The organism is Aeromonas sp. DSM 116730 (assembly GCF_046581335.1).
Taxonomy (GTDB): domain Bacteria; phylum Pseudomonadota; class Gammaproteobacteria; order Enterobacterales; family Aeromonadaceae; genus Aeromonas; species Aeromonas rivipollensis.
This window is the reverse complement of record NZ_CP144265.1, coordinates 466,061-492,544: the sequence shown is the minus strand read 5'-3', so window position 1 is coordinate 492,544 and position 26,484 is coordinate 466,061. Positions and strand designations below refer to the sequence as shown.

The following is a 26,484-nucleotide window of genomic DNA, read 5'->3' as shown; positions in this document are numbered from 1 at the left end:
GGGTCGGCAGGGAGTGTCGGCCCGGGCATGACGGCAAACCGTCATGACAAGCCGCTACATTAGCGACATAGCAACACACCAAGGAGCCATCATGCTGGCAGGCAAGATCACGATCAAAACCCAACTCATCCTGGCCGTTACCGTGCCCTGTCTCGCCCTGTTGCTGGTCGGCGCCGCCAGCCTGCGCAGCATGGGCCACATCAAGCAGCAGGCCGATGAGCTGTTCCAGAATACCGCCACCCCCATGAGGGCCATGGCGGAAGTGGCCTCCCGCATCCCGCGCATGCGCGTCGGCATCGACATGATGCTGCTGCAAGACAGCTCGCTGCGCGACGAGAAGGGGGTGCTGACCCGGGTCAAGGAGACCCGCGAGGAAGATATTCCCGAGATGCGTCAGGCCATGCAGCAGGCGGTGACGGCCCAGGTCGATCCCGCCGCTCGGGCCGAGGCCGAACGGCTGCTCGGCCAGTTCGAGAAGATGGAGCGTGAGGAGCTGATCCCCATGCTGCAGGCGTTGGAGAAGGATGAGATGGAGGTGGCCCGCACCATTTATCGGGACAGCTACAGCCAGACCTATGGGGAGATGCGCAAGGGGGCCAACGCCCTGCTCGACGGCCTCATCGGCCAGGCCCAGCAGCGCAACGAGCTGAGCCAGAGCAGCTATGACAGCGGTCGCAACCAGATGATCGCCATCATAGTCATCGCCATTGCCATCTCGCTGCTGGTCTCGACCCTCATCCTGATCGGGTTGCGCCGCCGGGTCTCCTTCCTGCAACTGCACATCGGGGATGCCGCCCGCCATCTCGCCCTCGACAGCAGTGCCAGCCTCACCGGCAAGGACGAGCTGGCCGAGATAGCCAGCAGCTTCAACCAGTTCGTGGCCCGCATCCACGGCGCCATAGAGCAGGTGGCGAGCAACTCCCGCCAGCTCGCCACCACCGCCAACGAGGTGGCCGCCAAGGCCCAGCTGACCCAGCACAACTGTACCGCCCAGCGGGATCGCACCGTCCAGGTCGCCACCGCCATCCACGAGATGGGCGCCACAGTGAGCGAGATCGCCGGCAATGCGTCCCTGGCCGCCGACGTGGCCAAACAGGCCAACGATCAAGCCGATGCGGGAGCGGTCGTGGTGGCGCAGGCCCGCCACGGCATAGTCGGTCTCTCGGGGGAAATCGAGCAGGTGGCCGGAGTCATCGAATCCCTGGCGAGCCAGACCGACTCCATCGGCAGCATACTCGACACCATCCGCAGCATCTCGGAGCAGACCAACCTGCTGGCGCTCAACGCCGCCATCGAGGCCGCCCGCGCCGGTGAGCAGGGCCGCGGCTTCGCCGTGGTGGCCGACGAGGTGCGCAACCTCGCCAGCCGCTCCGCCGCCTCCACCGCCGAGATCCAGGGCATGATCAACCGCCTCCAGGAGCAGAGCGCCCGCGCCGTCAGCGCCATGGCTCAGGGCCGCAACCAGAGTCTGGAGGTGGTTACCCAGGCCGACGCCGCCAACGGGGCGCTCGGTCAGATCACCGCCCACATCACCCAGATCAGCGACATGAACATCCAGGTCGCCACCGCCACCGAGGAGCAATCCAGCGTGGTGGGCGAGATCAACCGCAACGTGGAGGACATCAACCAGCTCACCACAGAGACAGCCGACATAGCCCACCAGCTGACCGCGTCCAGCCGCAGTCTGCAGCAGCTCTCCGGCGAGCTCGACAAGCTGGTTGGCAACTTCCGGCTCTAGTCTTCCCCTTCCCCTCAGACCAACCACAGGGAGCATCACGACGCGCCCTGTGGTTTCAACGGCGACCCGCCTGCCTGTCCCATCTCCTGGCAAACAAGCACAAGGTCGGAGGCACTGTGGTGCCATGGTACTCCCCGTCGAATCCGGGAAGACCCCGCGCAACAGCCACAAAAAAGCCGCTCCGAAGAGCGGCTTTCTTTTATGCAAGCGGGGGAAGAAAATTACTTCTTCTTCTTGGCCTTGGCGTTCGGCAGGTCGGTGATGGAACCTTCGAATACTTCGGCTGCCAGTCCCACGGACTCGTGCAGAGTCGGGTGAGCGTGGATGGTCAGCGCCAGATCTTCGGCGTCGGCACCCATCTCTATGGCCAGACCGATCTCGCCCAGCAACTCACCACCGTTGGTACCCACAATGGCACCACCGATGACGCGGTTGCTGTCCTTGTCGAAGATCAGCTTGGTCATGCCGTCGGCGCAATCGGAGGCGATGGCGCGGCCGGAGGCAGCCCAGGGGAAGGTGGCGACTTCGAAGTTCAGGCCCTGTTGCTTGGCTTCCTTCTCGGTCAGACCGACCCAGGCCATCTCTGGCTCTGTGTAGGCGATGGACGGGATCACTTTCGGGTCGAAGTAGTGCTTCTTGCCGGCGATGACTTCGGCCGCCACGTGGCCTTCGTGCACACCCTTGTGAGCCAGCATCGGCTGACCGACGATGTCACCGATAGCGTGGATGTGAGCCACGTTGGTACGCAGCTGCTTGTCCACTTCGATGAAACCGCGCTCGTTGACGGCAACACCGGCTTTCTCGGCGTCCATCAGCTTGCCGTTCGGCACACGACCGACCGCGACCAGCACGTTGTCGTAGCGAACCGGCTCGGCCGGGGCGTGCTTGCCTTCGTAGGAGACGTACAGGCCGTCTTCACGGGCTTCAACTGCGGTGACCTTGGTCTCCAGCATGATGTTGAATTTCTTGGCAACGCGCTTGGTGTAGATCTTGACGATGTCTTTGTCCGCAGCCGGTACCAGCTGATCGGCAAATTCCACCACGTCGATCTCGGAACCCAGGGAGGAGTAAACGGTACCCATCTCCAGACCGATGATGCCGCCGCCGATAACCAGCAGCTTGCCCGGTACTGTGGTCAGTTCCAGCGCATCGGTTGAATCCCAGACGCGGGGGTCATCGTGGGGGATGAAGGGCAGCTTCACCGGACGGGAACCGGCCGCGATGATGGCGTTATCGAAGGTGACTGTGGTCTTGCCGTCGGCGCCTTCCACTTCGAGGGTGTTCGGGCCGGTGAACTTGCCGAAGCCGTTCACAACCTGGACTTTACGCATCTTGGCCATGCCGGCCAGACCGCCGGTCAGCTGATTGATGACCTTCTCTTTCCACAGACGCACCTTGTCGATGTCGGTCTGCGGAGCACCGAAGACGATGCCGTGCTCGGCCAGCGCCTTGGCTTCTTCGATCACTTTGGCAACGTGCAGCAGCGCCTTGGAGGGGATGCAGCCCACGTTCAGGCAGACGCCACCCAGGGTGGAGTAGCGCTCGACGATAACGGTATCCAGACCCAGATCGGCGGCACGGAAAGCAGCGGAATAACCGGCAGGGCCAGCACCCAGTACTACGACCTGAGTTTTGATTTCTTTACTCATCATGACCTCTTTGTCGTTCTATATCCCCGGACAGCACAGTCTTATGCCAAAGAAGGCGGCTGCAGCCGTGAAAAAAACGGGGCAAGTTTATAATTTTGTTAATGAAATGAGAAGTGAAAAGGGCGAGCTCTGTGCTCGCCCTCTCATTTACATTTACAGAACCAGTCGACGAATGTCGGACAGCACACCACTCAGGGTGGTGACGAAGCGAGCACCGTCGGCACCGTCGATGACGCGGTGGTCATAGCTCAGTGCCAGCGGCAGCATCAGACGCGGCACGAACTCCTTGCCGTTCCACTTCGGCTTCATCTCGGACTTGGAAACGCCCAGGATGGCCACTTCCGGCGCGTTGACGATCGGGGTAAAGCTGGTACCGCCGATGCCACCCAGGCTGGAGATGGTGAAGCAACCGCCCTGCATGTCGGCAGCGGTCAGCTTGCCGGCACGGGCCTTCTTGGAGATCTCGGCCAGATCGCGGGACAGCTCATAGATGCCCTTCTTGTTGACGTCGCGAACGACCGGTACGACCAGGCCCCCCGGAGTGTCAACCGCCACACCGATGTGGATGTACTTCTTCATGATCAGCTTGCTGCCGTCTTCGGACAGGGCGCTGCAGAAGCGCGGGTGCGCTTCCAGGGCCTTGGCGGCGGCTTTCAGGATGAACACCAGCGGGGTGATCTTCACATCCAGCTTCTGCTTCTCGGCCAGCATGTTCTGCTCTTTGCGGAAGGCTTCCAGATCCGTGGTATCGGCTTCGTCGAACTGGGTGACATGAGGGATCATGGCCCAGTTGCGGTGCAGGGCAGGACCGGAGATCTTCTGGATCCGGGTCAGTTCCAGCTCTTCGACCGGACCGAACTTGCTGAAGTCTACCTTCGGCCATGGCAGCACGTTCATGCCGTTGCCATTGCCTTGACCTGCAGCTGGGGCGGACTCGGCGCGCTTGACCGCATCCTTCACGTAAGCCTGCACGTCTTCTTTGACGATGCGCCCCTTGCGACCGGAGGCCTTCACCTTGGCCAGGTTGACGCCGAACTCGCGAGCCAGACGACGAACCGCCGGGGAGGCGTGAACATAGGCATCGTTGGCGACGAAGTCGGAGGAGGCGGCAGCCGGGGCAGCAGCCTGAGCAACCGGCGCAGCGGCAGCAACAGGTGCGGCAACGGGGGCAGCAGCCTGGGCAACCGGGGCGGCGGCAGGGGCAGCACCAGCCACTTCGAACACCATGATCAGGGAACCGGTGGAGACCTTGTCACCGGCCTTCACCTTGATCTCCTTGACCACGCCGGCGAACGGTGCAGGCACTTCCATGGAGGCCTTGTCACCTTCCACGGCGATCAGGGACTGGTCGGCTTCGACCTTGTCACCCACGGCGACCATGATCTCGGTGACTTCCACTTCGTCACCGCCGATGTCAGGTACGTTGACCTCTTTGGCAGCGGCGGCAACCGGGGCAGCAGCCACGGGAGCGGCGGCTTGAGCCGGAGCAGCAACGGCAGCAGGCGCGGCGCCAGCCACTTCGAATACCATCACCAGGGAACCGGTAGAGACCTTGGCGCCGGCGGCGACCTTGATCTCGACCACGCGGCCCGCGAACGGCGCCGGCACTTCCATGGAGGCCTTGTCACCTTCCACGGCGATGATGGACTGGTCGGCTTCAACCATGTCGCCCACGGCAACCATGATCTCGGTCACTTCGACTTCGTCGTCACCTATGTCAGGTACGTGCACGTCTTTGGCAGCGGCAGCAACAGGGGCAGCCGGTGCGGCGGCAACCGGGGCGGCAGCCTGAGCCGGAGCGGCGGCTGCGCCTTCCGCTTCGAAGATCATGATCTGGGAACCGGTGGCAACCTTGTCGCCCACCTTGATCAGGATCTCTTTGACGATACCCCCGGCCGGAGCCGGGACTTCCATGGAGGCCTTGTCACCTTCCACGGCAATCAGGGACTGGTCGAGCTCGACCTTGTCACCCACGGCGACCATGATCTCGGTCACTTCAACTTCATCGGCACCGATATCCGGCACCATAATCTGTTTGGACATTGTGCTTTATCCTCTTACGCGTACGTTTATCGCGTTAACCTTGGCAAGAGCAGGTTCCGGCTCGTTGTTGCCGTCCGGACCCTGTATGTCCTCTTACCCTTATGTCGCATTAACCTGGGCAAGGCACTGTCCGGCACGCAAGTCCGGACAGGGCGCTCAATCCTCTTACGCGTACAGCGGGTTAACCTTGTCGGCATCGATGCCGTACTTGGCGATGGCGTCGGCCACAACCTGCTTGTCGATCTCACCGCGCTTGGCCAGTTCGGTCAGGGCAGCAACGACGACATAGAACTCGTTCACTTCGAAGTGACGACGCAGGTTGGCACGGCTGTCGGAACGGCCATAACCATCGGTACCCAGTACACGGTAGTTCTCGGTCGGCACGAAGGCACGCACCTGCTCGGCGAAGGACTTCATGTAGTCGGTCGCGGCGATGGTGGCTTCGGAACCCAGTACCGAGGTGATGTAGGGCACACGGGCGGCCGCAGTCGGGTGCAGCATGTTCCAGCGATCGGCGTCCTGACCATCACGAGCCAGCTCGTTGAAGGAGGTCACGCTGAACACGTCGGAACCTACACCGTATTCGCTGGCCAGGATCTGGGCGGCGGTACGGACGTGACCCAGGATGGAGCCACAACCCAGCAGCTGTACCTTGGCCTTGCTACCGGCCACGGATTCCAGCTTGTAGATACCCTTGCGGATACCTTCCTCGGCGCCTTCCGGCATGGCCGGCATGGCATAGTTCTCGTTCAGAGTGGTGATGTAGTAGAAGACGTTCTCCGGCTTCTCACCGTACATGCGGCGCAGGCCGTCCTGCACGATCACCGCCACTTCATAGGCGTAGGACGGATCGTAGGAGATGCAGTTCGGGATGGTGCCGGCCAGGATGTGGCTGTGACCATCTTCGTGCTGCAGACCTTCACCGTTGAGGGTGGTACGACCGGAGGTCGCGCCCAGCAAGAAGCCACGGGCTTGCTGGTCACCTGCTGCCCACGCCATGTCGCCGATCCGCTGGAAGCCGAACATGGAGTAGTAGATGTAGAACGGGATCATCGGGCAATCGTTGGTGCTGTAAGAGGTCGCAGCAGCCAGCCAGGAGGACATGGCGCCCAGCTCGTTGATGCCGTCTTGCAGAACCTGACCCTGCTTGTCTTCCTTGTAGTAGGAGACGATGTCACGGTCTTGCGGGGTGTATTGCTGACCGTGCGGGCTGTAGATGCCGATCTGACGGAACAGACCTTCCATACCAAAGGTACGGGCTTCGTCGGCCAGGATCGGAACGATGCGCTTGCCGATGGACTTGTCTTTCAGCAGCACGTTCAGGGAACGCACGAACGCCATTGTGGTGGAGATCTCGCGCGCCTGCTCACCCAGCAGCGGGCCGAAGGCATCCAGTGCCGGGATTTCCAGCTTGGTGGTGCTCTCGCGCAGACGGGTCGGTACATAGCCCTTCAGCGCGGCACGGCGAGCGTGCAGGTACTTGTGCTCTTCGGTACCTTCTTCGATCTTCAGGTACGGCAACTCTTCCAGCTGCTCGTCGGTGACCGGCAGGCTGAAACGATCGCGCAGGTGACGAACAGAGCCCAGATCCATCTTCTTGACCTGGTGAGCGATGTTCTTGCCTTCGGCCGCTTCGCCCATACCATAACCCTTGATGGTCTTGGCCAGGATGACGGTCGGCTTGCCCTTGGTCGCTGCGGCCTTGGAGAAGGCGGCGAACAGTTTACGGGGGTCGTGACCACCGCGGTTCAGGGCGAAGATCTCCTCGTCGGTCATGTCTTTGACCAGGGCGGCAGTTTCCGGATAACGGTTGAAGAACTGCTCACGGACGTAAGCGCCGTCACGGGACTTCATGGTCTGATAGTCACCATCCACGGTTTCGTTCATCAACTGGATCAGCTTGCCGGAAGTGTCTTTCTTCAGCAGCTCATCCCACTTGCGACCCCAGATAACCTTGGTGACATCCCAGCCGGCGCCTGCGAACAGACCTTCCAGCTCGTTGATGACCTTGCCGTTGCCGACAACAGGACCGTCCAGACGCTGCAGGTTGCAGTTGACCACGAACACCAGGTTGTCGAGCTTTTCACGCACGGCAACGGTCAGGGCGCCCTTGGCTTCCGGCTCGTCCATCTCGCCGTCACCCAGGAAGGCGTACACGGTCTGCTCGGAGCAATCCTTGATACCACGGTCGGTCAGGTACTTCAGGAAGCGAGCCTGATAGATGGCGGCGATGGGGCCCAGACCCATGGAAACGGTCGGGAACTGCCAGAAGTCCGGCATCAGTTTCGGGTGCGGGTAGGAAGGAATGCCCTTGCCGTCCACTTCCTGACGGAAGTTGTCCAGCTGCTCTTCGGTCAGACGACCTTCGGCGAATGCACGGGCGTAGATGCCCGGGGAGATATGACCCTGGAAGTAGACCAGATCACCACCGTCCTTCTCGCTGCGAGCGCGGAAGAAGTGGTTGTAGCAGACTTCGTAGATGGTCGCGGAAGAGGCGAAGGAAGACATGTGACCACCGAGGTCCAGGTCTTTCTTGGAGGCGCGCAGCACTATCATCATGGCATTCCAGCGGATGATGGCGCGGATGCGACGTTCCATCTCCAGGTCGCCCGGGTAAGCCGGTTCGTCGCTGGCAGGAATGGTGTTGATGTAGTCGCGATTCGCCTTCTCAGCCACGTCAACACCGCTAACGCGTGCCTTCTCAGTAAGCTGTTCAAGGATGAACTGAGCGCGTTGCGGACCCTCTTCACGCAGCAGGGATTCCAGAGAGGCAAGCCACTCCAGCGTTTCTATCGGGTCCACATCGTTCTTCAGGATATCAGACATGGCTGGTTCCTATTTTGTTGTGATTGCACGGCATTGCACGGCGAAGGGCGCAAGCATTCGACAATAGAGCCTTGTGGGATTAGTTATCCTGCTGACGGATCCGACGCATGGATCGCTGGATCCGGCTGTCTTCCCTCTGCATATCCAACAAGGTGTCCTCGATAAAGGCCAGGTGCTCATGACAAGCAGCCCTGGCCCGCTCCGGAGCCCCCGACAGGATAGCCTCGATCAGGCTCGCACGATGGCGACGGATCTTGGCTACCACTCCCGGACGGCGATTCAAAATCTCGTTATTGCGTAAAATGTTCTGTTCGAGCATGGGGCCCATGGCCCGTAGCAGGTGCAGCAGCACCACGTTGTGGGACGCCTCCGCCACCGCCAGATAGAATTGGGTGACGGCGGTCGACTCGACCACCAGCGACCCCTGCTGACCCGCCTCTTCGATGGCGGACTGCGCCAGGCGGATCCGCTCGAAGTCGGCCTCAGTCCCCCGCAGCGCGGCATAGTAGGCACAGATGCCTTCCAGCGCGTGACGAAACTCCAGCAGGTCATACTGGGCTTCCGGGTGGGTACTGAGCAGTTCGAACAGGGGATCGGCGATCCCCTTGCTCAAGGCATTCTGCACATAGGTGCCGCCGCCCTGACGGCGATACAAGAGTCCCCTCGCTTCCAGGCGCTGGATGGCTTCGCGCAGGGAAGGCCGCGACACCTGAAACTGGATGGCAAGTTCCCGCTCGGGGGGCAGCTTCTGCCCCGGCTGCAAGCTGCCTTCCAGAATCATGCTTTCCAGCTCGGCGACTATGGCGTCGGCCAGCTTGGGCTGAGTTATCTTGATATAGGGCATGAGGCTACTTTGTTAAATTGGTATTACCAATTCTATGATTGGGGCGAAAATTAGCAGAGGGCTTGGAAAAAGTCCACCCAAAATATGATCTGCATCAAGAACGATGCTTGCCACTTTAGGGGTAAAAAAGCGAAATCATGATATAGCTCATAGAAAATGGTCTGACCAATATTTATGAGCTTGCTCACAGATAACATTTGGCCAACAGCATGAAAAATGGCTCACCCAAAAGGCAAGCCATTGATTTTAAAAACACAAACTAATGTTTGGATTTTTTACTCAAAGTTGAGCATCCCACGATAGCGCTGCCATTCGAAACTGGTGCCAGGATCCGTCTTGCGACCCGGCGCTATGTCACAATGGCCGACGATGCGTGATGCCGTCACCTCGGGATACTGAACAGAGATGGCCCGACTGAGGCCTGCCAGCACCTCATACTGTGCATCGCTGTACGGCAGCTCGTCGGTACCTTCCAGCTCGATGCCGATGGAGAAGTCGTTGCACGCCTCCCGCCCCTCCCAGCTCGATACTCCCGCATGCCAGGCTCGCGCAGTGAACGGCACATACTGCACCAATTCGCCATCGCGACGGATCAGGCAGTGGGCCGAGACCCTTAGCTGATGAATGCCGGCAAAGTAAGGGTGAGCATCGGGATCGAGGCGACCGAGAAACAGCTCGTCGATCCAGGGGCCGCCAAATTCTCCCGGTGGCAGGCTGATGCCGTGTATCACCAACAGGGAGATATCGTTGGGGCCGATCCGTTCATTGTGATGGGGCGAAGGCACCCTGCGGGCCTGTTCACACCACCCAGCTGGATCGATGGAAAAAATGGTTGTGGGTTCAGTCATCGTCTACTCGACTCACAATGGGGAGAGGGACGCCATGGACTGTGCCCGCCGCCGCAAGAAACCGGAAACAAGCCTCTGAATCCATGGGTAAAGCTGTGTTAGGCTGAGCCATCACTTGCAAGGCACTGGACCCCATATGCACCCGATGGCACGCCGTCTCTGGCTGCTGGCCTGGCTCTCACTGCTGGGTCTGCTGACCCTTTACTTCTACTCCAGCGCCAAACCTAGCGTGACCGCCAGCGGGGAGCTGCTGCTCAAGGCCGACGCCAGTGGTCACTATCGTCTGGAGGGTGCCATCAACGACCAGCCGGTGCAACTGCTGCTGGACACGGGGGCCACCCGGGTGACCATACCGAGCCAGGTGGCGTCGCGCCTCGGCCTCGTCGCCACCGGTCGCAGCCGGGTCAATACGGCGGCGGGCCAGATCCTGGTCGAGACAGGCCGGATCGAAAGCCTGGCGATGGGCCCACTGACCCTGTACGATTTGTCCGTCTTTATCAATCCGGCTGCCGACGGGGAGGAGATCCTGGTGGGCATGAATGCCCTGGGCCGGCTGGAATTACGTCAGAAAGACAGGCAGTTGCTTCTCAGACCCTTGCAGGAATAAGGCATGTTACAACAGGACATCAGCCGCGCCGTGCGCGCCGCACTACTCGAAGACTTGGGCGATGCCCTCACCGCACTGGATCAACCGGATGCCAGCGCCGATATCACAGCCCAGTTGATCCCGGCCGATCGCATCTCGACGGCGCGCGTCATCACCCGCGAGGCTGGCGTATTCTGCGGTCAGCCCTGGGTCGACGAGGTGTTTGCCCAGCTCGGCGGCGAGGTCAAGGTGGAATGGAAGGTTCAGGATGGCGAGCGCCTCTCCCCCAATCAGGAGCTGTTCCGCCTCCACGGCCCGGCCCGGGCGCTGCTGACCGGCGAGCGCAATGCCCTGAACTTCGTGCAGACCCTCTCCGGGGTCGCCACTCTGACCGCCCGCTACGTGGCCGAGCTTGAAGGGACAGAGTGTCGCCTGCTCGACACCCGCAAGACCCTGCCCGGCCTGCGTAGCTCCCAGAAATATGCCGTCACCTGCGGCGGCGGCAAAAACCACCGTATCGGGCTCTACGACGCCTACCTCATCAAGGAGAACCACATCCTCGCCTGCGGTGGCATCCGGGAAGCCATTGCCGAGGCGCGCCGCCTCAACCCGGGCAAACCGGTGGAAGTGGAGGTGGAATCCCTGGCCGAGCTGGAGCAGGCGCTGACTGCCCAGGCTGACATCGTGATGCTGGACAACTTTGACGTGCCCATGATGAAAGAGGCCGTCCGACTGAACCAGGGGCGCGCCAGGCTGGAGGTCTCCGGCAACGTCACTCTGGAAACGCTGGCCGACTATGCCGCCACCGGCGTCGACTTTATCTCGGTGGGTGCCCTGACCAAACACGTGCGGGCACTGGACCTCTCGATGCGCTTCATCGAAAGCTGAGCGAGCAGAACGAGTCCGCCTGGCCCCAAAATATTACAGGGCTCGAAACTTGCAAAAGGCGCCATCGGCGCCTTTTCTATATGCAGGATCCCACGACATAAGGAGTGTGAAGATGGGCCCTCCCCAATTTTGATAAGCGTCATTAGAGGCCATTTAATCTTTGATTTTGCTATCATTTTCACTAAATGACAGAAAAGTGGTTAACAAGGGCCCTGCCTCTGTTGCCAACCCGAAGCGCTCGGATAAGATGCTGGAGTGTGGATAGATTTCCACCAGCACTTTTCAGGAACCATGGACAAAAGGATATTTGACATGAAAAGACAGTCAGGGTTTACGCTAATCGAATTGATGATAGTCGTTGCGATCGTCGCCATTCTGGCCGCCATCGCCTTGCCGGCGTATCAGAGCTACACCAAACGCGCCAAGTTTTCGGAGGTTATTGCCGCCGTTGGGCCGGCCAAAACCGCCGTCGAGGTTTGTGTGCAGGGGTGGGCTGGTGTCTCTACCGCAGTTGGTAGCAACTGTGCAACCGCTGGCCAGAATGCTCTTTCAGGCGCTAGTGCTGTCACACAGAATTTTGCCAGCGCTGCAGTTACTAATGCTGCCGGAGTTATCACAATTACAGGTACTGCCGCCGCAGCCTTGGATGGCTCGACTTATGCACTCGTCACTTCTGGAGCAGTCCAAGCCGGACGGCAAGTTTTGTGGACAATTTCTGGCTCTTGCGTCACCGACGGCAAATGCTAACGCATGACCTCTAGCCTCAATAGCGGCCTGGCGACCAGCCTGGCCGCCTCTTCTCTTCTCAGCGAGCCGGACTCAGAGCGATATCTGAGCCAGGCCAGGGCGCAGCGCAAGCCCTTTGTCACCTTCCTGATCGAGAACGACATCCTCGACAGCAAGGCGCTGGCGGATTTCTGCGAGCTGGAATATGGGGTACCTCTGCTGGATCTTGCCGCCTTCGACCTGGCCGAGATCCCGCAGAAGTACCTCAATCAGAAGCTTATCGAGAAACATCATGTGCTGCCCATCTACACCCAGGGCCACACCCTCTATATCGCCATGTCGGACCCGACCAATGTGTCGGCCCTGGAGGATTTCGGCTTCAGCTTCGGCCTGCACACTGAAGCCTTGCTGGTCGAGGAGAGCAAGCTCACCGCCGCCCTCGGCAAGCTGATGGACACCGAGCAGGACACCCTGGGCATGGATCACATCGACGAGGCCGAGATCTCGGAGCTCGAGGTGTCCGATGAGGGTTCGCGCCTCGACGAGAGCGTCAATACTGCCGACGACGATGCCCCCATAGTCAAATACATCCATAAAATCATGATGGATGCTATCAAGCGTGGCGCATCCGACCTGCATTTCGAACCCTATGAGACCAAGTACAGGATCCGCTTCCGGATCGACGGCATACTGCACGAAATCGCCACCCCGCCGGTCAATCTGGCCAACCGTTTCGCGGCCCGTCTCAAGGTGATGGCGAGACTCGATATCGCCGAGCGACGCCTGCCCCAGGATGGGCGGATCAAGCTGAAGATCTCACGCAGCCGATCCATGGACATGCGGGTCAACACCCTGCCCACCATGTGGGGAGAGAAGATCGTCATCCGCTTGCTGGACTCGTCGGCCGCCCGCCTCAACCTCGATCAGCTCGGCTTCGACGACCGCCAGAAGGCGCAATACCTGCATGCGCTCTCCAAGCCACAGGGCATGATACTGGTCACGGGGCCCACGGGGTCGGGCAAGACGGTGTCGCTCTATACAGGTCTCAACATCCTCAATACCAGCGAGGTCAACATCTCCACCGCCGAGGATCCGGTGGAGATCAACCTGCCCGGCGTCAATCAGGTGCAGATCAATCCCAAGGCGGGGCTCACCTTCGCCAGCGCCCTGCGCTCCTTCCTGCGCCAGGATCCCGACATCGTCATGGTGGGGGAGATCCGGGATCTGGAAACCGCCGAGATTGCCATCAAGGCCGCCCAGACAGGTCACCTGGTACTATCAACCCTGCACACCAATTCGGCGGCCGAGACCCTGACCCGGATGATGAACATGGGGGTCCCCGCCTTCAACATCGCCTCCTCGGTGACCCTTATCATGGCCCAGCGTCTCGCCCGCAAGCTGTGCGATCACTGCAAGGCGCCCGAGGTGGTGCCCGACGCCGAACTGCAGGAGCTGGGCTTTACCCAGCAGCAGCTGGCCGCCGGACTGCGACTGTTCAAGCCGGTCGGCTGCAAGGAGTGTTCGGGAGGCTACAGAGGACGGGTCGGCATCTATGAAATCATGCTGATGTCGGACAACATCGCCAAGCTGATCATGCAGGGGGCTAATTCGCTACAAATCGCCGCCATAGCCCAGAAGGAGGGCATGCGCACCCTGCGCATCTCCGGCCTTGAGAAGGCCCGCCTGGGGGTCACCAGCCTGGCCGAGATCAACAGGATCACCACGAACTGAATACGCAGTGTTCGAGTCATCAAGCCGGGTGAGGCCCATGCAGTCACCCTTTTGATGTTCTTCAAGCCAAGATGAGCCGGACAGGCAACACCCTCATCCGGCCACCGTCGCCCAATTGCAGGATGCAGTGATGGCAACATTAGCTCAAAAACAGAATGCACCAAAAAAGGTCTTCTCCTTCCGCTGGCACGGCGTCAATCGCAAGGGACAAAAGGTTTCCGGTGAGTTGCAGGCCGACAGCATCACGACCGTCAAGGCGGAGCTGCGCAAGCAGGGCGTCAATGTCACCAGGGTCAGCAAGCAGGGCCAGGGGATGTTTTCCAAGGGCGGCGCCAGGATCAAGCCGATGGACATCGCCGTCATCTCCCGCCAGATCACCACCATGCTCTCCGCCGGTGTGCCGCTAGTGCAGAGCCTGCAGATCATCGCCCGCGGCCACGAAAAAGCAGCGGTGCGCGAGCTGATCGGCCAGATCGCCGCCGATGTGGAGACAGGCACCCCACTGTCGGATGCGCTGCGCCGCCATCCCCGCCACTTCGATGCCCTCTACTGTGACCTGGTGGAAGCGGGGGAACAGTCAGGCGCGCTGGAAACCATCTACGACCGGATTGCCATCTATCGCGAAAAGAGCGAGGCGCTCAAATCCAAAATAAAGAAGGCCATGTTCTATCCCGCCATGGTCATCCTGGTCGCCATCATAGTGACCTCCATACTGTTGCTGTTCGTCATCCCCCAGTTCGAAGAGATCTTCAAGAGCTTCGGGGCCGAGCTGCCTGCCTTCACCCGATTCATCATTGCCATCTCCCGCTTCATGCAGGATTGGTGGTACGCCATCTTCGGCGGCATAGCCCTGACAGTGTTCCTCTATGTGCGCGCCTGGCGCAGCTCCCAGAAGGTACGTGACAACACCGACAAGTTCATCCTCTCCATTCCGGTCGTTGGCAACATACTGCACAAGGCGGCCATGGCCCGTTTCGCCCGCACCCTCTCCACCACCTTCTCCGCCGGTATTCCCCTGGTGGATGCCCTGGTCTCCGCTGCCGGGGCCTCGGGCAACTATGTCTATCGCACGGCTACCCTGGCCATACGCAACGAGGTCGTGGCTGGCATGCAGATCAACGTCGCCATGCGCACCGTGGATCTGTTCCCCGACATGGTGATCCAGATGGTGATGATAGGTGAAGAGTCCGGCGCCATCGACGACATGCTCTCCAAGGTAGCCGCCATCTTCGAGCAGGAGGTGGACGACATGGTCGATGGTCTCACCAGCCTGCTCGAGCCCATCATAATGGTGGTGCTGGGGGTGCTGGTCGGCGGCATGGTCGTCGCCATGTACCTCCCCATCTTCAAGCTGGGCTCTGTGATACACTGAGCCCCTTCGGCAGAGCGACCAGCGGGTATGGCTCGTTCTGGTCCTCTGCCATCCTGATTCTCAACGCAAGCGGTTGATTTATGGTGCCTCTGATCGAACTGGCCCAGGGCCTGCCCTGGCTCTATCTCTCCCTGGTTTTTCTCTTTTCCCTGATGGTTGGCAGCTTCCTCAACGTGGTGATCCATCGCCTGCCCATCATGCTGGAGCGGGAGTGGCAGGCCGAATACAGTGACTACTTCGGCAGCGATGTGGCCGCCTCCCCCGCCGAGCCCTACAACCTGATGGTGCCGCGCTCCCGCTGCCCGCACTGCGATCACCCCATAGGCGCGCTGGAGAACATCCCCCTGTTGAGCTGGCTCTGGCTCAAGGGGCGCTGCCGGCAATGCCAGGCGCCTATCTCGACCCGCTATCCCCTGGTCGAGCTGCTGACCGCCCTGTTGTCGGTCGCCGTCGCCGCGACCCTGGCTCCGGGATGGGGCACCCTGGCCGCGCTCCTGCTGACCTGGGTACTGGTGGCCCTCACCTTCATCGATCTGGACAAGATGTTGCTGCCGGACCAACTCACCCTGCCGCTGCTGTGGGGCGGTCTGCTGTTCAATCTGGCGGGGGGCTTTGTGCCACTGGCCGATGCGGTGATCGGTGCCATGGCCGGCTATCTGGTGCTCTGGAGCCTCTACTGGGCGTTCAAGCTGCTGACCGGCAAGGAGGGGATGGGCTATGGAGACTTCAAACTGCTGGCGGCGCTCGGTGCCTGGCTGGGCTGGCAGGCGCTGCCCATAGTGCTGCTGCTCTCGTCACTGGTCGGCGCCATCATCGGCATAGGGCTCATACTGCTGCGCAACCATCATCAGGGCAAACCCATCCCCTTTGGCCCCTATCTCGCCATCGCGGGCTGGATAGCGCTGCTGTGGGGGGATAACATCACCCGCTGGTATCTGGACATCGTTCTCTAGCAAGGGGATCACAAATCTATGTATGTGGTAGCCATCACTGGCGGTATCGGCAGCGGCAAGACGACCGTCGCCAACCAGTTTGCGGCCCTGGGGATAGAGGTGGTCGATGCCGACCTGATTGCCCGCGAAGTGGTGGAGCCCGGCACTCCGGCCCTGGCCGCCATCGCCAGCCATTTTGGTCCCGGCATCCTGGATGAACAGGGGCGACTGGACAGGCGAGCCCTGCGCGAGCGGATCTTCAGCGATCCGGCGGCCAAGTCCTGGCTCAATGCCCTGCTCCACCCGATCATCCGCAGCGAAATGCTGCGCCAATGCGCGGCTACCAGCTCCCCCTACTGCCTGCTGGTGGTGCCCTTGCTGGTCGAGAACCGGCTCACCGAGCTGGCCGATAGAGTGCTGGTCATCGACGTGGATGAGGCGACCCAGATCGAGCGAACCTGTCGCCGGGACGGGGTCAACCGGGAGCAGGCCCAGGCCATACTGGCATCCCAGGCGAGCCGCAGCGAGCGTCTGGCGATGGCCGATGACGTGCTGGACAACCAGAGTGGCACGACTGAGACCATATGGGAGCGAATTTTAGCGCTGCACGAGACATATCTGGCATTTGCCTCTCAACAAGCCCCCCAAGTGTGAGTACACTAGGCCGGTTTATGGCTGGCCAGGATTAGGCATGATTTACGATTTTCCCCTCAACGAAAAAAGCCGGACCTATCTTCGTCTGGAGTCCCTGTTTTCCCAGATCCGCGACAATCTGGAGAGTGACCAGTCCTGGGCACACATCGCCTTCTTCAAGGGGTTGTTCGATTTGCAGGAGTTGCTGGAGCGCGGTGATCTGCGCGCCGATCTGATCAAGGATCTGGAGCGTCTCGGCCAGCGTCTGAGCCATTGGGCCAGCCTGCCGGACGTTGACCTCGAGCAGATCCAGCGGATGCAGCAGGAGAGCGCCCAGCTTTCCCGCAACCTGCTCAACTCCCCTCGCCCCGGTGCTCGCCTGAAAGAGGATCGCCTGCTCGGATCCATCCGCCAGCGCTTCTCCATTCCCGGTGGCCTGTGCGCCTTCGACGTGCCGCAACTGCACCACTGGCTGGTGACGCCGGCCGTGGCTCGCCATCAACAGATGCAGCAATGGCTCAGCGACATCAACCTGCTGATGAACGCCATCTCCCTGCTGCTGCGACTGTGGCGTGAATCGGGGCACTTCAGCGATCAGGTTGCCACCAACGGCTTCTTCCAGGATACCGCCGAGGGGGCCGAGTTGATCCGCATCCGTCTGATCGGCTCCCAGTCCTGCTACCCGACCCTGAGCGGCCACAAGAACCGCTTCGCCCTGCGTTTTCTGCCCACCGCAGAACAACCGATTGGCGATGTGCCTTTCCAGCTCGCCTGCTGCTAAGGAGCGCCCATGGTAACCAAGGTAAAATGTCCGACCTGCCAGACTGAACTGGAATGGGGTCCCCAGAGCCCGTTTCGTCCCTTCTGCAGCAAGCGCTGCCAGCTGATCGATCTCGGCGAGTGGGCCGATGAAGAGAAGCGGATCCCGGGGGAGATCAATCCGGATCTGCTGCCGGATCCGGAAGAGGGCGACCAGTGGCTATAAGCCCTGATGGTTTCTCCTCTGCAAAATGAAAAAAGGGCCGATTGGCCCTTTTTTCATTGTCTCTTGCGACCGGCTCACGCCAGCGCGGCCTGCAGCCGCGCCACTATGGGGCCATTGGCATCGGGGAACTGGTAGTTATGCAGCTCTGCCAGCGGCACCCAGCGGCACTCCTGCCCTTCCTTGCCAAAGGGCTCGCCCAGGAAGCGGGTCACCTTCCAGATATCCAGCAACACCTGCTTGTCCGGATAGTCGTGGTGCAGCTCCATGAAGGGGGCGCAATCCTGCACCCGGATGCCTATCTCCTCCCACAGCTCCCTGTCGAGCGCGGTGAGCAGGTCTTCCCCCGACTCCACCTTGCCCCCGGGAAACTCCCAGCGATCACCCTGATGGCGATCGGAGGAGCGCTTGGCGATGAAGATATCGCCCCGTTCATTCTCGATGACGCCGACCGCCACCCAGATCCGCTTTTTCTGTTCCATCTTGTTACCTTTGCACTCAATGCCTGATCGGGTTGCTCTATGACCCCAACACCCGGCTGGGTGAGCTGCCGATGATGCCTAACATCCGATTTCGCGTCGCCATCTGACAAAAACAAGGCGGGCACCGGGCCCGCCTTGTCATGGCATCACGTCAATCAGGTCAACTGACCGTGACAATGCTTGTACTTCTTGCCTGATCCGCAGGGGCAGGGATCGTTGCGACCGACCTTCTGCTCGTCGCGCACGAAGGTCACCGGCGCCGCGTCGGCCTGGGTCTCTTCGTCGGCCAGCTGGTTCTCGGCGGCGGCATGGGTATAGGTGCGGGGAGCCGCTTCCGCCTGCTGGCGCTGCTGCTCTTCCATCGCCTCCACGTCGCGCTCCTGCACCTGAACCCGGCTCAGGATGCTGACCACGTCGCGCTTGAGGGTTTCCAGCATCTGGGTGAACAGATCGAAGGACTCGCGCTTGTACTCCTGCTTGGGGTTCTTCTGGGCGTAGCCGCGCAGATGAATGCCCTGACGCAGATGATCCATGGCCGCCAGATGCTCCTTCCAGAGGCCATCCAGGGTCTGCAGCATCACCGCCTTCTCGAAGTTGCGCAGCACATCGACGCCGACCAGCTCCTGCTTGTGGGCATAGAGCTTGGTGGCCTCTTCCAGGATGCGCTCGCGCAGCTTCTCTTCATACAGCTTGTCATCTTCCGCCAGCCACTGCTGCAGCGGCAGATCCAGCGCGAAATCGGACTTCAGGCGCGCTTCCAGACCCGGCACATCCCACATCTCTTCCAGGGACTGGGGCGGAATGTACTCGTCGATCACGCTGCCATAGACGTCATCGCGGATGACGTGGATGGTGTCGGAGATGTCGTTGGTGTCCAGCAGCTCGTTGCGCTGCTCGTAGACCACCTTGCGCTGGTCGTTCGCCACGTCATCGAATTCGAGCAGGTTTTTACGGATGTCGAAGTTGCGACCTTCCACCTTGCGCTGAGCATTCTCGATGGCCTTGGTCACCCAGGGATGCTCTATGGCCTCGCCCTCTTCCATGCCCAACTTCTTCATCATGCCGGTCACGCGATCGGAGGCGAAGATCCGCATCAGGGTATCTTCCATGGAGAGATAGAAGCGGGAGGAGCCCGGGTCACCCTGACGACCGGAGCGGCCGCGCAGCTGGTTGTCGATACGGCGGGATTCGTGACGCTCGGTACCGATAATGTGCAGACCGCCAGAGGCCAGCACGGCGTCGTGACGCACCTGCCAGGCCGCTTTCAGCTCGGCAATCTGCTCGCTGGTCGGGTTCTCCAGCGCGGCGATCTCGGCCTGCCAGTTGCCCCCCAGCACTATGTCGGTACCACGACCGGCCATGTTGGTGGCTATGGTGACGGCGCCGGTCTGGCCGGCCTGAGCGACGATTTCCGCTTCCATGGCGTGGAACTTGGCGTTCAGCACCTTGTGCGGGATGTTTTCCTTGGTCAGGATGCCGGACAGCAGTTCGGAGTTCTCGATGGAGACGGTACCGACCAGCACCGGCTGACCACGCTCGACACAACCACGGATGTCTTCGACGATGGCGGCGTATTTTTCTTGGGCGGTCAGGTAGACCAGATCGCCCATGTCCTTGCGCACCATCGGCTTGTTGGTCGGAATGACCACGGTATCCAGACCATAAATCTGCTGGAATTCAAAGGCTTCGGTATCCGCAGTCCCTGTCATCCCCGCCAGCTTGTCATAGAGACGGAAGTAGTTCTGGAAGGTGATGGAGGCCAGGGTCTGGTTCTCGTTCTGGATCTTGACCCCTTCCTTCGCCTCGACTGCCTGGTGCAGGCCGTCGGACCAGCGACGACCCGGCATGGTACGGCCGGTGTGCTCATCGACGATGACGATCTCGTCCTTCTGGACTATGTAGTCGACGTTGCGTTCAAACAGGGTATGGGCACGCAGGCCGGCGTTGACGTGGTGCAGCAGGCTGATGTTGGTGGCGGAGAACAGGGAGTCCTCTTCCGCCAGCAGCCCCTCTTTCTTGAGCAGCTCTTCCACGAAGATCTGGCCGTTTTCGGTCAGCAGAGCCTGGCGGTTCTTCTCGTCCACAGTGTAGTGGCCGTCGCCGGTATACTCTTCCGAGTCTTCCTTGTCCTGCTTGACCAACAGCGGGATCAGCTTGTTGATCTGGGTATACATGGCGGAGCTGTCTTCCGCCGGACCCGAGATGATGAGCGGGGTACGGGCTTCATCGATGAGCACCGAATCCACCTCATCCACCAGCGCGTAGTTGAGCGGACGCTGCACGCGCTGCTCCGGCGAGAACGCCATGTTGTCGCGCAGGTAGTCGAAACCGAATTCGTTGTTGGTACCGTAAGTGATGTCGGCGGCGTAGGCGTCGCGCTTCTGGGACGCATCCATGCCGGGCACGTTACAGTCGACCGTCATGCCGAGGAAGGTGAACAGCGGGCGGTTCGCCTCCGCATCACGCTTGGCCAGATAGTCGTTCACCGTCACCACGTGCACACCGCGACCGGTCAACGCGTTCAGATAGGCAGGCAGCGTCGCGGTGAGGGTCTTGCCTTCACCCGTCTTCATCTCGGCGATGCGGTTGGAGTTCAGCACCATGCCGCCGATCAGCTGCACGTCGAAGTGACGCATGCCGAACACCCGGCGGGACGCCTCGCGCACTGTGGCGAACGCTTCCGGCAACAGCTGCTCCAGGGTCTCACCCTGCTCCAGGCGCTGACGGTACTCGGCGGTCTTCGCCTGCAGCTCGCCATCGGACAAGGCCTCGAACTGAGGCTCCATCGCATTGATCTGTTTAACAATTTTACGCAAAGCCTTGAGCGTTCTGTCGTTCCGGCTGCCGATAATCTTGGTGAGCAGTGTGCTAATCATGTGTACCAACTGTTTTGGTTATATAAGCGTTCCGTCACTGGAACCTGAAGAAAAAACCTAACCCCGTCTGGCATTCAGAAAGCGTGCGGGGTTGACCTGACGACCATCTTTCAACACTTCGTAATGCAGATGGACCCCGGTCGCACGACCGGTACGCCCCATCAAGGCAATCTTCTGGCCCTCATCGACCAGGGTGCCCACATCCACCAACAACTTGGAGTTGTGGGCATAACGGGTCACCAGACCATTGCCATGGTCTATCTCCACCATGTTGCCAAATTGCGGGTGGCGGCCTGCCCAGCTGATGATCCCCTTGCCGGTTGCCAGGATGGGAGTGCCGGGCTTGCCACGAAAATCCACCCCCTTGTGCATCTTGGCGCGACCGTTGAACGGGTCAACCCGTCCACCGAACCCGGAGGAGATCCAGACTCGCTCCTGCTTCACCGGTGAACCCGAGATGAAACCGGCATCGGTGATATGGTGATTCATGATGAAAGATTCAAGTACCGACAGCTGTTCTTCACGGCTGCTGAGCTGCTGGCTGAGGTGTTTCATGGAGGCTTGCAGCTCGCCCAGGTTCACTTCCAGCTCTTCGTCATAGGAAGGGCCACCCATGGGGGGCAGCTCCTTAAAATTGAACTCGTCGGGATCGAGGTCTGCCTTCTCGGTCAGACGCTCGCCGAGCGCGTTGAGGCGACCGAGCTGCCCCTGCATGGTGCCCACCTGGGCGGCCAGCATGGCAAGCTGTTCACGGGCTTCATCGGCCCCTTGCGTGGATTTTTGCTGTTCGGCCATGGCCAGCGCGACTTCCAGCGCCTCCATTTTCTGGTGCCAGCTCTGCCAGAGCCAACCACCACTCAGTGCCAATACAGTGAAGAGGATACCGCCGACCCAGGCCAGACGTTGTTTGGGTAAATGCAACTTGCGGCGCTGCTTACCGTTGAGGATCAGGGTAATGCTCATAGAAATCTGTCTTCTCGGTCAGGTGAGGCCAGGAGCCAGCACGGGCAATAAAACCGGGAGATAATCGGTATTAAAGGATGGAATAAACAAATGACAGGACGTCGGTGCGGAGAGATGACCGACGTCCTGTTGCACAGCTATCAGGCCAGAACCAGACCGTTATCGTAGTAAGCGATGGGCGCTTTGTCGCCCTCCGCCTCGAAGGTAACCAGTTCCCAGGCCTCCTGCTTGGCCAGCAAGGCACGCAGCAGTTTGTTGTTCAGGGCATGGCCCGTCTTGTAGGCACGGAATTCGCCGATGATGCTGCGGTTGCACATATAAAGGTCACCGATGGCATCCAGCATCTTGTGCTTGACGAACTCGTCCTCGTAACGCAGACCATCTTCGTTCAGCACCCGGTAGTCATCCAGTACCACGGCGTTTTCCAGGCTTCCGCCCAGGGCCAGGTTCTGGGAACGCAGGTACTCGATGTCACGCATGAAGCCGAAGGTACGGGCACGGCTGATCTCTTTCACGAAAGAGGCACCGGAGAAGTCCAGCACGCAACGCTGGTTGCGGCCTTCAAATACCGGATGCTGGAAATCGATCTCGAGATCCATCTTGAAGCCGTTGCGATAGGGGTGGAATTCCGCCCACTTGTCGCCGTCTTCAACCCGCACGCTCTGCTTGATCCGCACGAACTGCTTGGGCGCATTCTGCTCACGTATACCCACTTCTTGCAGCAGGTAGATGAACGGGTGCGCACTGCCATCCATCACCGGGATCTCGGGGGCATCAACCTCGACATAGAGGTTGTCGATCCCCATCCCGGCCAGGGCGGCAGAGAGGTGTTCGATGGTTGACACGCGGACACCGGCTTCGTTTACCAGAGCGGTACAAAGCACGGTATCACGCACCTGATCGGCGTTGGCTGGCAGCGCGACCACAGGATTCAGATCGGTACGCAAGTAAACGATCCCTGTGTTCACAGGCGCCGGACGGAACGTCATTGTGACTTTCCGGCCCGAATGCAGGCCCACACCGGTGGCCTGGACACTCGTTTTCAAGGTTCTTTGTCTAATCATGGGCGTATCCGCTTAACAGCTCAAATTCCTGACCAGATGGTCGTTGCCGGGCCATCTTAGCACAATCCTTAAGCAACAAACAAACCAGGTCCATGCGAGACTTAGTCAGCTTGCTTGCGCAGGAACGCAGGAATATCGAGATAATCCGGTTCGCGACGAGCTTGCGGCTCGGCGTTCACCACCTTGGCCGGGGCCTCTTCCATCACGCGAGACTGCAGGGCTTCGCTGATCAGGGGCTGACGGGCCGGGCGCTCTTGTACCATGTTGTTCTTGACCAGGGTGATGTCGGGCTTGCGCTCGGCACCGATGCCGGTGGCCACCACGGTCACCCGCAGTTCGTCGTGCATTTCCGGGTCGATTACGGTACCCACCACCACGGTGGCGTTCTCGGAGGCGAAGGCCTTGACCGCGTTACCCACGGTTTCGAACTCTTCGATGGTCATGTCCATGCCGGCAGTGATGTTGACCAGGATGCCACGGGCACCGGCCAGATCCACGTCTTCCAGCAGCGGGCTGGAGATGGCCTTCTCGGCCGCTTCTTCGGCACGGTCATCACCGGAGGCGGAACCTGTACCCATCATGGCGGTACCCATCTCGCGCATCACGGTACGCACGTCCGCGAAGTCGACGTTGATCAGGCCCGGACGGGTGATCAGCTCGGCAATGCCCTGTACCGCACCCAGCAGTACATCGTTGGCCGCCTTGAAGGCGTCCAGCAGGGAGATGCCACGACCCAGCACTTTCAGCAACTTGTCGTTGGGGATGGTGATCAGGGAGTCGACGTTCTTGGACAGCTCCTCGATACCGTGAGCGGCGAAGCCCATCCGCTTCTTCCCTTCGAAGGAGAACGGCTTGGTCACGACGGCGACGGTCAGGATACCCATCTCGCGGGCCACTTCGGCCACGATAGGTGCGGCACCCGTACCTGTACCACCACCCATGCCGGCGGCGATGAACACCATGTCTGAACCGGTCAGCAGCTCACGCAGCGCTTCCCTGTCTTCCATGGCGGCATCACGGCCCACTTCCGGATTGGCTCCGGCTCCCAGACCCTTGGTGATGCCACCGCCGATCTGCAGAGTCGTGTTGGCACTGGAGTTGCGCAGTGCCTGGGCGTCGGTGTTGACGGTAATGAACTCAACACCCTCGATGTTTTGACGAACCATGTGCTCGACTGCGTTGCCGCCGCCGCCACCCACACCTATCACCTTGATGACGGCTTCGTCAGTGTGGCTATCCATAAATTCAAACATGTTGTCTCTCCGCTTTATTTGCTGACTGACGCAAAATCTTTAGAACTCGCCACGCAACCAGTTGCTGACCCGTTTAACCAGCCCACCTACGCTTGCCTTGGCGGCATATTCCTTGCTACTGCCGGTGGATTGATTGGTACGGCCGTACTGCAGCAGCCCGACCGCGGTCGAGTACACAGGTGCCTGCACGTAATCGCTCAATCCCCGAATGTTCATGGGTTCGCCCACCCGGACCTGGCTCTGGAAGATCTGCTCTGCACACTCCACAATGCCTTCGATCTGGGCCGCGCCACCGGTCAATACCACACCGGCCGCCAGCTGATGCTTGACCCCCTGTGCCTTCAATTCGCTCTGCACCCGTACCAGCTCGTCATTCACCATGGAGAGCAATTCCGTGTAACGGGGTTCAATCACTTCAGCCAGTGTCTGCCGTTGCAGGCTACGCGCCGGGCGACCGCCGACACTGGGGACTTCAATATTGTCTTCTTTGCTGACCAGGCGGCCGAGGGCGCAACCGTAGCGCACCTTGATCGCTTCGGCGTCCAGCGGCGGTGTGCCGAAGGCGTAGGCGATGTCGCTGGTCACAGTGCTGCCGGCGTACGGGATCACCTTGGTGTGACGCAGGGCACCGCCGGTAAACAGCGACATGTCCATGGTACCGCCACCTATGTCCACCACGCAGACACCCAGCTCCTTCTCGTCTTCGGTCAGCACGGCATAGCTGGAAGCCAGGGCCGAAAAGATCAGCTGATCCACTCGCAGACCCACCTTCTCCACACATTTCTCGATGTTGCGAGCCATGTCGTTGTGGCAGGTGATCAGGTGCACCTTGGCCGCCATCCGCACGCCGGAGAGACCGACCGGATTCTTGATGCCTTCCTGATAGTCGATGGCAAACTCCTGGGGCAGCACGTGCAGCACCCGCAGTTCGTCCGACAGTCGCACCGACTTGGCGGTGTGGATGACGTTGTCCACGTCCTCCTGGGTCACCTCTTCATCGGAGATGGGCACCATGCCGGTTTCGTTGCGGCAATCGATGTGCTTGCCGGACAGCCCCAGATAGACGGAGCTTATCTGGCAGTCGGCCATCATCTCAGCCTCTTCCACCGCGCGGCGCAGGGACTTGACCACGGAGTCGAGGTCATTGACCCCGCCCTTCTCCATCCCGCGAGAAGCGTGGCTGCCCATGCCGATGACATTGAGCTCGCCATCGGGCAATACTTCGCCAACCAGTACCGCCACCTTGGTCGTGCCGATATCCAGTCCGACAATCAAATTTCTATCTGCGGTGTTGGTCATTCACTTTCTCTTCGCTTTTCTTCCAGCCAACTGCCATTCCGGTGTCGTATCGAAGATCCACGTAAGCAACCCGCTCACGGGGTTCGATGACCGGAAAGGCATCGATAAACCGCTGCAGGCGAAGCGCGATATCCGAGCGCCCCACGAACAGCTGAATGTTGCCATCCAGGGTCAGTTCCCAGGCATGGCGGGGGGTCAGATTCACCCCCAACAACTTGTATCCCTTGGCCGCCAGCAGCGTCTCGTACTGATGGCTGGCTTCCAGCACCTTGGCGGCCTGATCATCGGGCCCGGACAACTGCATCAGGGGTTTCTTCACCCTGTCCGGTGCACTGAACACCTCACCCTTGGTGTTGACGAAGCGGTTGCCGTTCCAGCGTGCCGCCACCGCCTGTTCGGTGAGGTAGACCTTGATCTTGTTCGGCCACTTCTTGCGTACCGAGACCTGGGCCACCCAGGGCAGGGCGTTCAACCGCCCCTGCAATTCGTTCACGTCCAACTCGAAGAAGTTGCGCAACTCGGCGCCATCCAGCACGGCGGCGCGCAACTCATCGGCTTTCAAATATTCGTGTTGCCCCTGCAGCAACAGCTCGCTCATGGGCAACCGACTGGCATCTGTCAGCCAGTCTTTAACATCCAGCGCAGTCTGGTAGAGCCCCCACATGACCAGGATGAAAAATGCCACCCCGGCGATGAAGCCCCCCTTGGTGCGCCCTTGTGCCCTTGCCTCCACCCGATCTATCCCCGTA

Annotated in this window: 22 protein-coding genes; 10 read left to right on the top strand and 12 right to left on the bottom strand. The window is 60.4% G+C overall.

The genetic code is table 11. From position 1 onward, the window contains the following. The first annotated feature begins 91 nt into the window (after positions 1-91). Positions 92-1,738, top strand: coding sequence for a methyl-accepting chemotaxis protein (locus Aeroheme_RS02405; protein WP_411166627.1), 1,647 nt, complete (start codon positions 92-94; stop codon positions 1,736-1,738). A gap of 221 nt (positions 1,739-1,959) precedes the next feature. Here Aeroheme_RS02405 and lpdA read toward each other — a convergent pair whose 3' ends face one another. The 5 genes from lpdA to ampD form a co-directional block, all read right to left on the bottom strand. Further along, on the bottom strand, positions 1,960-3,387 hold the full coding sequence (gene lpdA, locus Aeroheme_RS02400) for a dihydrolipoyl dehydrogenase (protein ID WP_106885664.1): 1,428 nt from the start codon (positions 3,385-3,387) through the stop codon (positions 1,960-1,962). A 153-nt stretch (positions 3,388-3,540) separates the two neighbouring features. Further along, a complete protein-coding gene (gene aceF / locus Aeroheme_RS02395; protein ID WP_411166626.1) occupies positions 3,541-5,430 on the bottom strand; it encodes a pyruvate dehydrogenase complex dihydrolipoyllysine-residue acetyltransferase in 1,890 nt (629 codons plus the stop codon). 165 nt (positions 5,431-5,595) lie between these two features. Next, a complete protein-coding gene (gene aceE, locus Aeroheme_RS02390; RefSeq protein WP_163138001.1) occupies positions 5,596-8,256 on the bottom strand; it encodes a pyruvate dehydrogenase (acetyl-transferring), homodimeric type in 2,661 nt (886 codons plus the stop codon). A gap of 79 nt (positions 8,257-8,335) precedes the next feature. Further along, a complete protein-coding gene (gene pdhR, locus Aeroheme_RS02385; protein ID WP_106885661.1) occupies positions 8,336-9,100 on the bottom strand; it encodes a pyruvate dehydrogenase complex transcriptional repressor PdhR in 765 nt (254 codons plus the stop codon). 275 nt (positions 9,101-9,375) lie between these two features. Continuing rightward, positions 9,376-9,948, bottom strand: coding sequence for a 1,6-anhydro-N-acetylmuramyl-L-alanine amidase AmpD (gene ampD, locus Aeroheme_RS02380; RefSeq protein ID WP_111911110.1), 573 nt, complete (start codon positions 9,946-9,948; stop codon positions 9,376-9,378). A 136-nt stretch (positions 9,949-10,084) separates the two neighbouring features. Here ampD and Aeroheme_RS02375 point away from each other — a divergent pair, with 136 nt between their 5' ends. From Aeroheme_RS02375 to yacG, 9 genes are all read left to right on the top strand, one after another. Further along, positions 10,085-10,555 carry a TIGR02281 family clan AA aspartic protease gene (locus tag Aeroheme_RS02375; RefSeq protein WP_171276940.1) on the top strand — a complete coding sequence of 157 codons (471 nt, stop codon included), beginning with the start codon at positions 10,085-10,087 and terminating at the stop codon, positions 10,553-10,555. A 3-nt stretch (positions 10,556-10,558) separates the two neighbouring features. After that, positions 10,559-11,422, top strand: coding sequence for a carboxylating nicotinate-nucleotide diphosphorylase (gene nadC, locus Aeroheme_RS02370; RefSeq protein ID WP_411166625.1), 864 nt, complete (start codon positions 10,559-10,561; stop codon positions 11,420-11,422). A 312-nt stretch (positions 11,423-11,734) separates the two neighbouring features. Continuing rightward, positions 11,735-12,169, top strand: a complete 435-nt coding sequence (locus tag Aeroheme_RS02365) for a prepilin-type N-terminal cleavage/methylation domain-containing protein (RefSeq protein WP_395949385.1) — start codon at positions 11,735-11,737, stop codon at positions 12,167-12,169. Between the two features lie 3 nt (positions 12,170-12,172). Further along, entirely contained in the window at positions 12,173-13,879 is a 1,707-nt protein-coding gene (gene tapB / locus Aeroheme_RS02360; RefSeq protein WP_411166624.1) for a PilB family type IVa pilus assembly ATPase TapB, read from the top strand. A 130-nt stretch (positions 13,880-14,009) separates the two neighbouring features. Then, on the top strand, positions 14,010-15,251 hold the full coding sequence (locus Aeroheme_RS02355) for a type II secretion system F family protein (RefSeq protein ID WP_106885656.1): 1,242 nt from the start codon (positions 14,010-14,012) through the stop codon (positions 15,249-15,251). Positions 15,252-15,331: 80 nt separating this feature from the next. Beyond that, complete coding sequence (locus Aeroheme_RS02350; protein WP_411166623.1) at positions 15,332-16,204, top strand: prepilin peptidase; 873 nt, start codon at positions 15,332-15,334, stop codon at positions 16,202-16,204. Between the two features lie 18 nt (positions 16,205-16,222). Next, positions 16,223-16,837 carry a dephospho-CoA kinase gene (gene coaE, locus Aeroheme_RS02345; RefSeq protein ID WP_411166622.1) on the top strand — a complete coding sequence of 205 codons (615 nt, stop codon included), beginning with the start codon at positions 16,223-16,225 and terminating at the stop codon, positions 16,835-16,837. Between the two features lie 37 nt (positions 16,838-16,874). Then, the gene (gene zapD, locus Aeroheme_RS02340) at positions 16,875-17,597 is read left to right on the top strand and encodes a cell division protein ZapD (RefSeq protein ID WP_168235912.1); all 723 of its coding nucleotides are present in this window, start codon (positions 16,875-16,877) and stop codon (positions 17,595-17,597) included. Between the two features lie 9 nt (positions 17,598-17,606). Beyond that, positions 17,607-17,801 carry a DNA gyrase inhibitor YacG gene (gene yacG / locus Aeroheme_RS02335; RefSeq protein WP_025328449.1) on the top strand — a complete coding sequence of 65 codons (195 nt, stop codon included), beginning with the start codon at positions 17,607-17,609 and terminating at the stop codon, positions 17,799-17,801. A gap of 74 nt (positions 17,802-17,875) precedes the next feature. Here yacG and mutT read toward each other — a convergent pair whose 3' ends face one another. From mutT to Aeroheme_RS02300, 7 genes are all read right to left on the bottom strand, one after another. After that, entirely contained in the window at positions 17,876-18,280 is a 405-nt protein-coding gene (gene mutT / locus Aeroheme_RS02330; protein WP_111911126.1) for an 8-oxo-dGTP diphosphatase MutT, read from the bottom strand. Between the two features lie 155 nt (positions 18,281-18,435). Next, positions 18,436-21,156 carry a preprotein translocase subunit SecA gene (secA, locus tag Aeroheme_RS02325; protein ID WP_111911128.1) on the bottom strand — a complete coding sequence of 907 codons (2,721 nt, stop codon included), beginning with the start codon at positions 21,154-21,156 and terminating at the stop codon, positions 18,436-18,438. 57 nt (positions 21,157-21,213) lie between these two features. Continuing rightward, complete coding sequence (locus tag Aeroheme_RS02320; protein WP_025328452.1) at positions 21,214-22,119, bottom strand: M23 family metallopeptidase; 906 nt, start codon at positions 22,117-22,119, stop codon at positions 21,214-21,216. Between the two features lie 140 nt (positions 22,120-22,259). Beyond that, positions 22,260-23,183, bottom strand: a complete 924-nt coding sequence (lpxC, locus tag Aeroheme_RS02315; RefSeq protein WP_042649033.1) for a UDP-3-O-acyl-N-acetylglucosamine deacetylase — start codon at positions 23,181-23,183, stop codon at positions 22,260-22,262. A gap of 101 nt (positions 23,184-23,284) precedes the next feature. After that, a complete protein-coding gene (gene ftsZ / locus Aeroheme_RS02310; RefSeq protein ID WP_005305686.1) occupies positions 23,285-24,436 on the bottom strand; it encodes a cell division protein FtsZ in 1,152 nt (383 codons plus the stop codon). A 39-nt stretch (positions 24,437-24,475) separates the two neighbouring features. Next, on the bottom strand, positions 24,476-25,735 hold the full coding sequence (ftsA, locus tag Aeroheme_RS02305) for a cell division protein FtsA (RefSeq protein WP_025328454.1): 1,260 nt from the start codon (positions 25,733-25,735) through the stop codon (positions 24,476-24,478). After that, complete coding sequence (locus Aeroheme_RS02300; RefSeq protein WP_025328455.1) at positions 25,716-26,468, bottom strand: cell division protein FtsQ/DivIB; 753 nt, start codon at positions 26,466-26,468, stop codon at positions 25,716-25,718. The genes ftsA and Aeroheme_RS02300 overlap by 20 nt, the downstream gene beginning before the upstream one ends. Positions 26,469-26,484 lie beyond the last annotated feature (16 nt).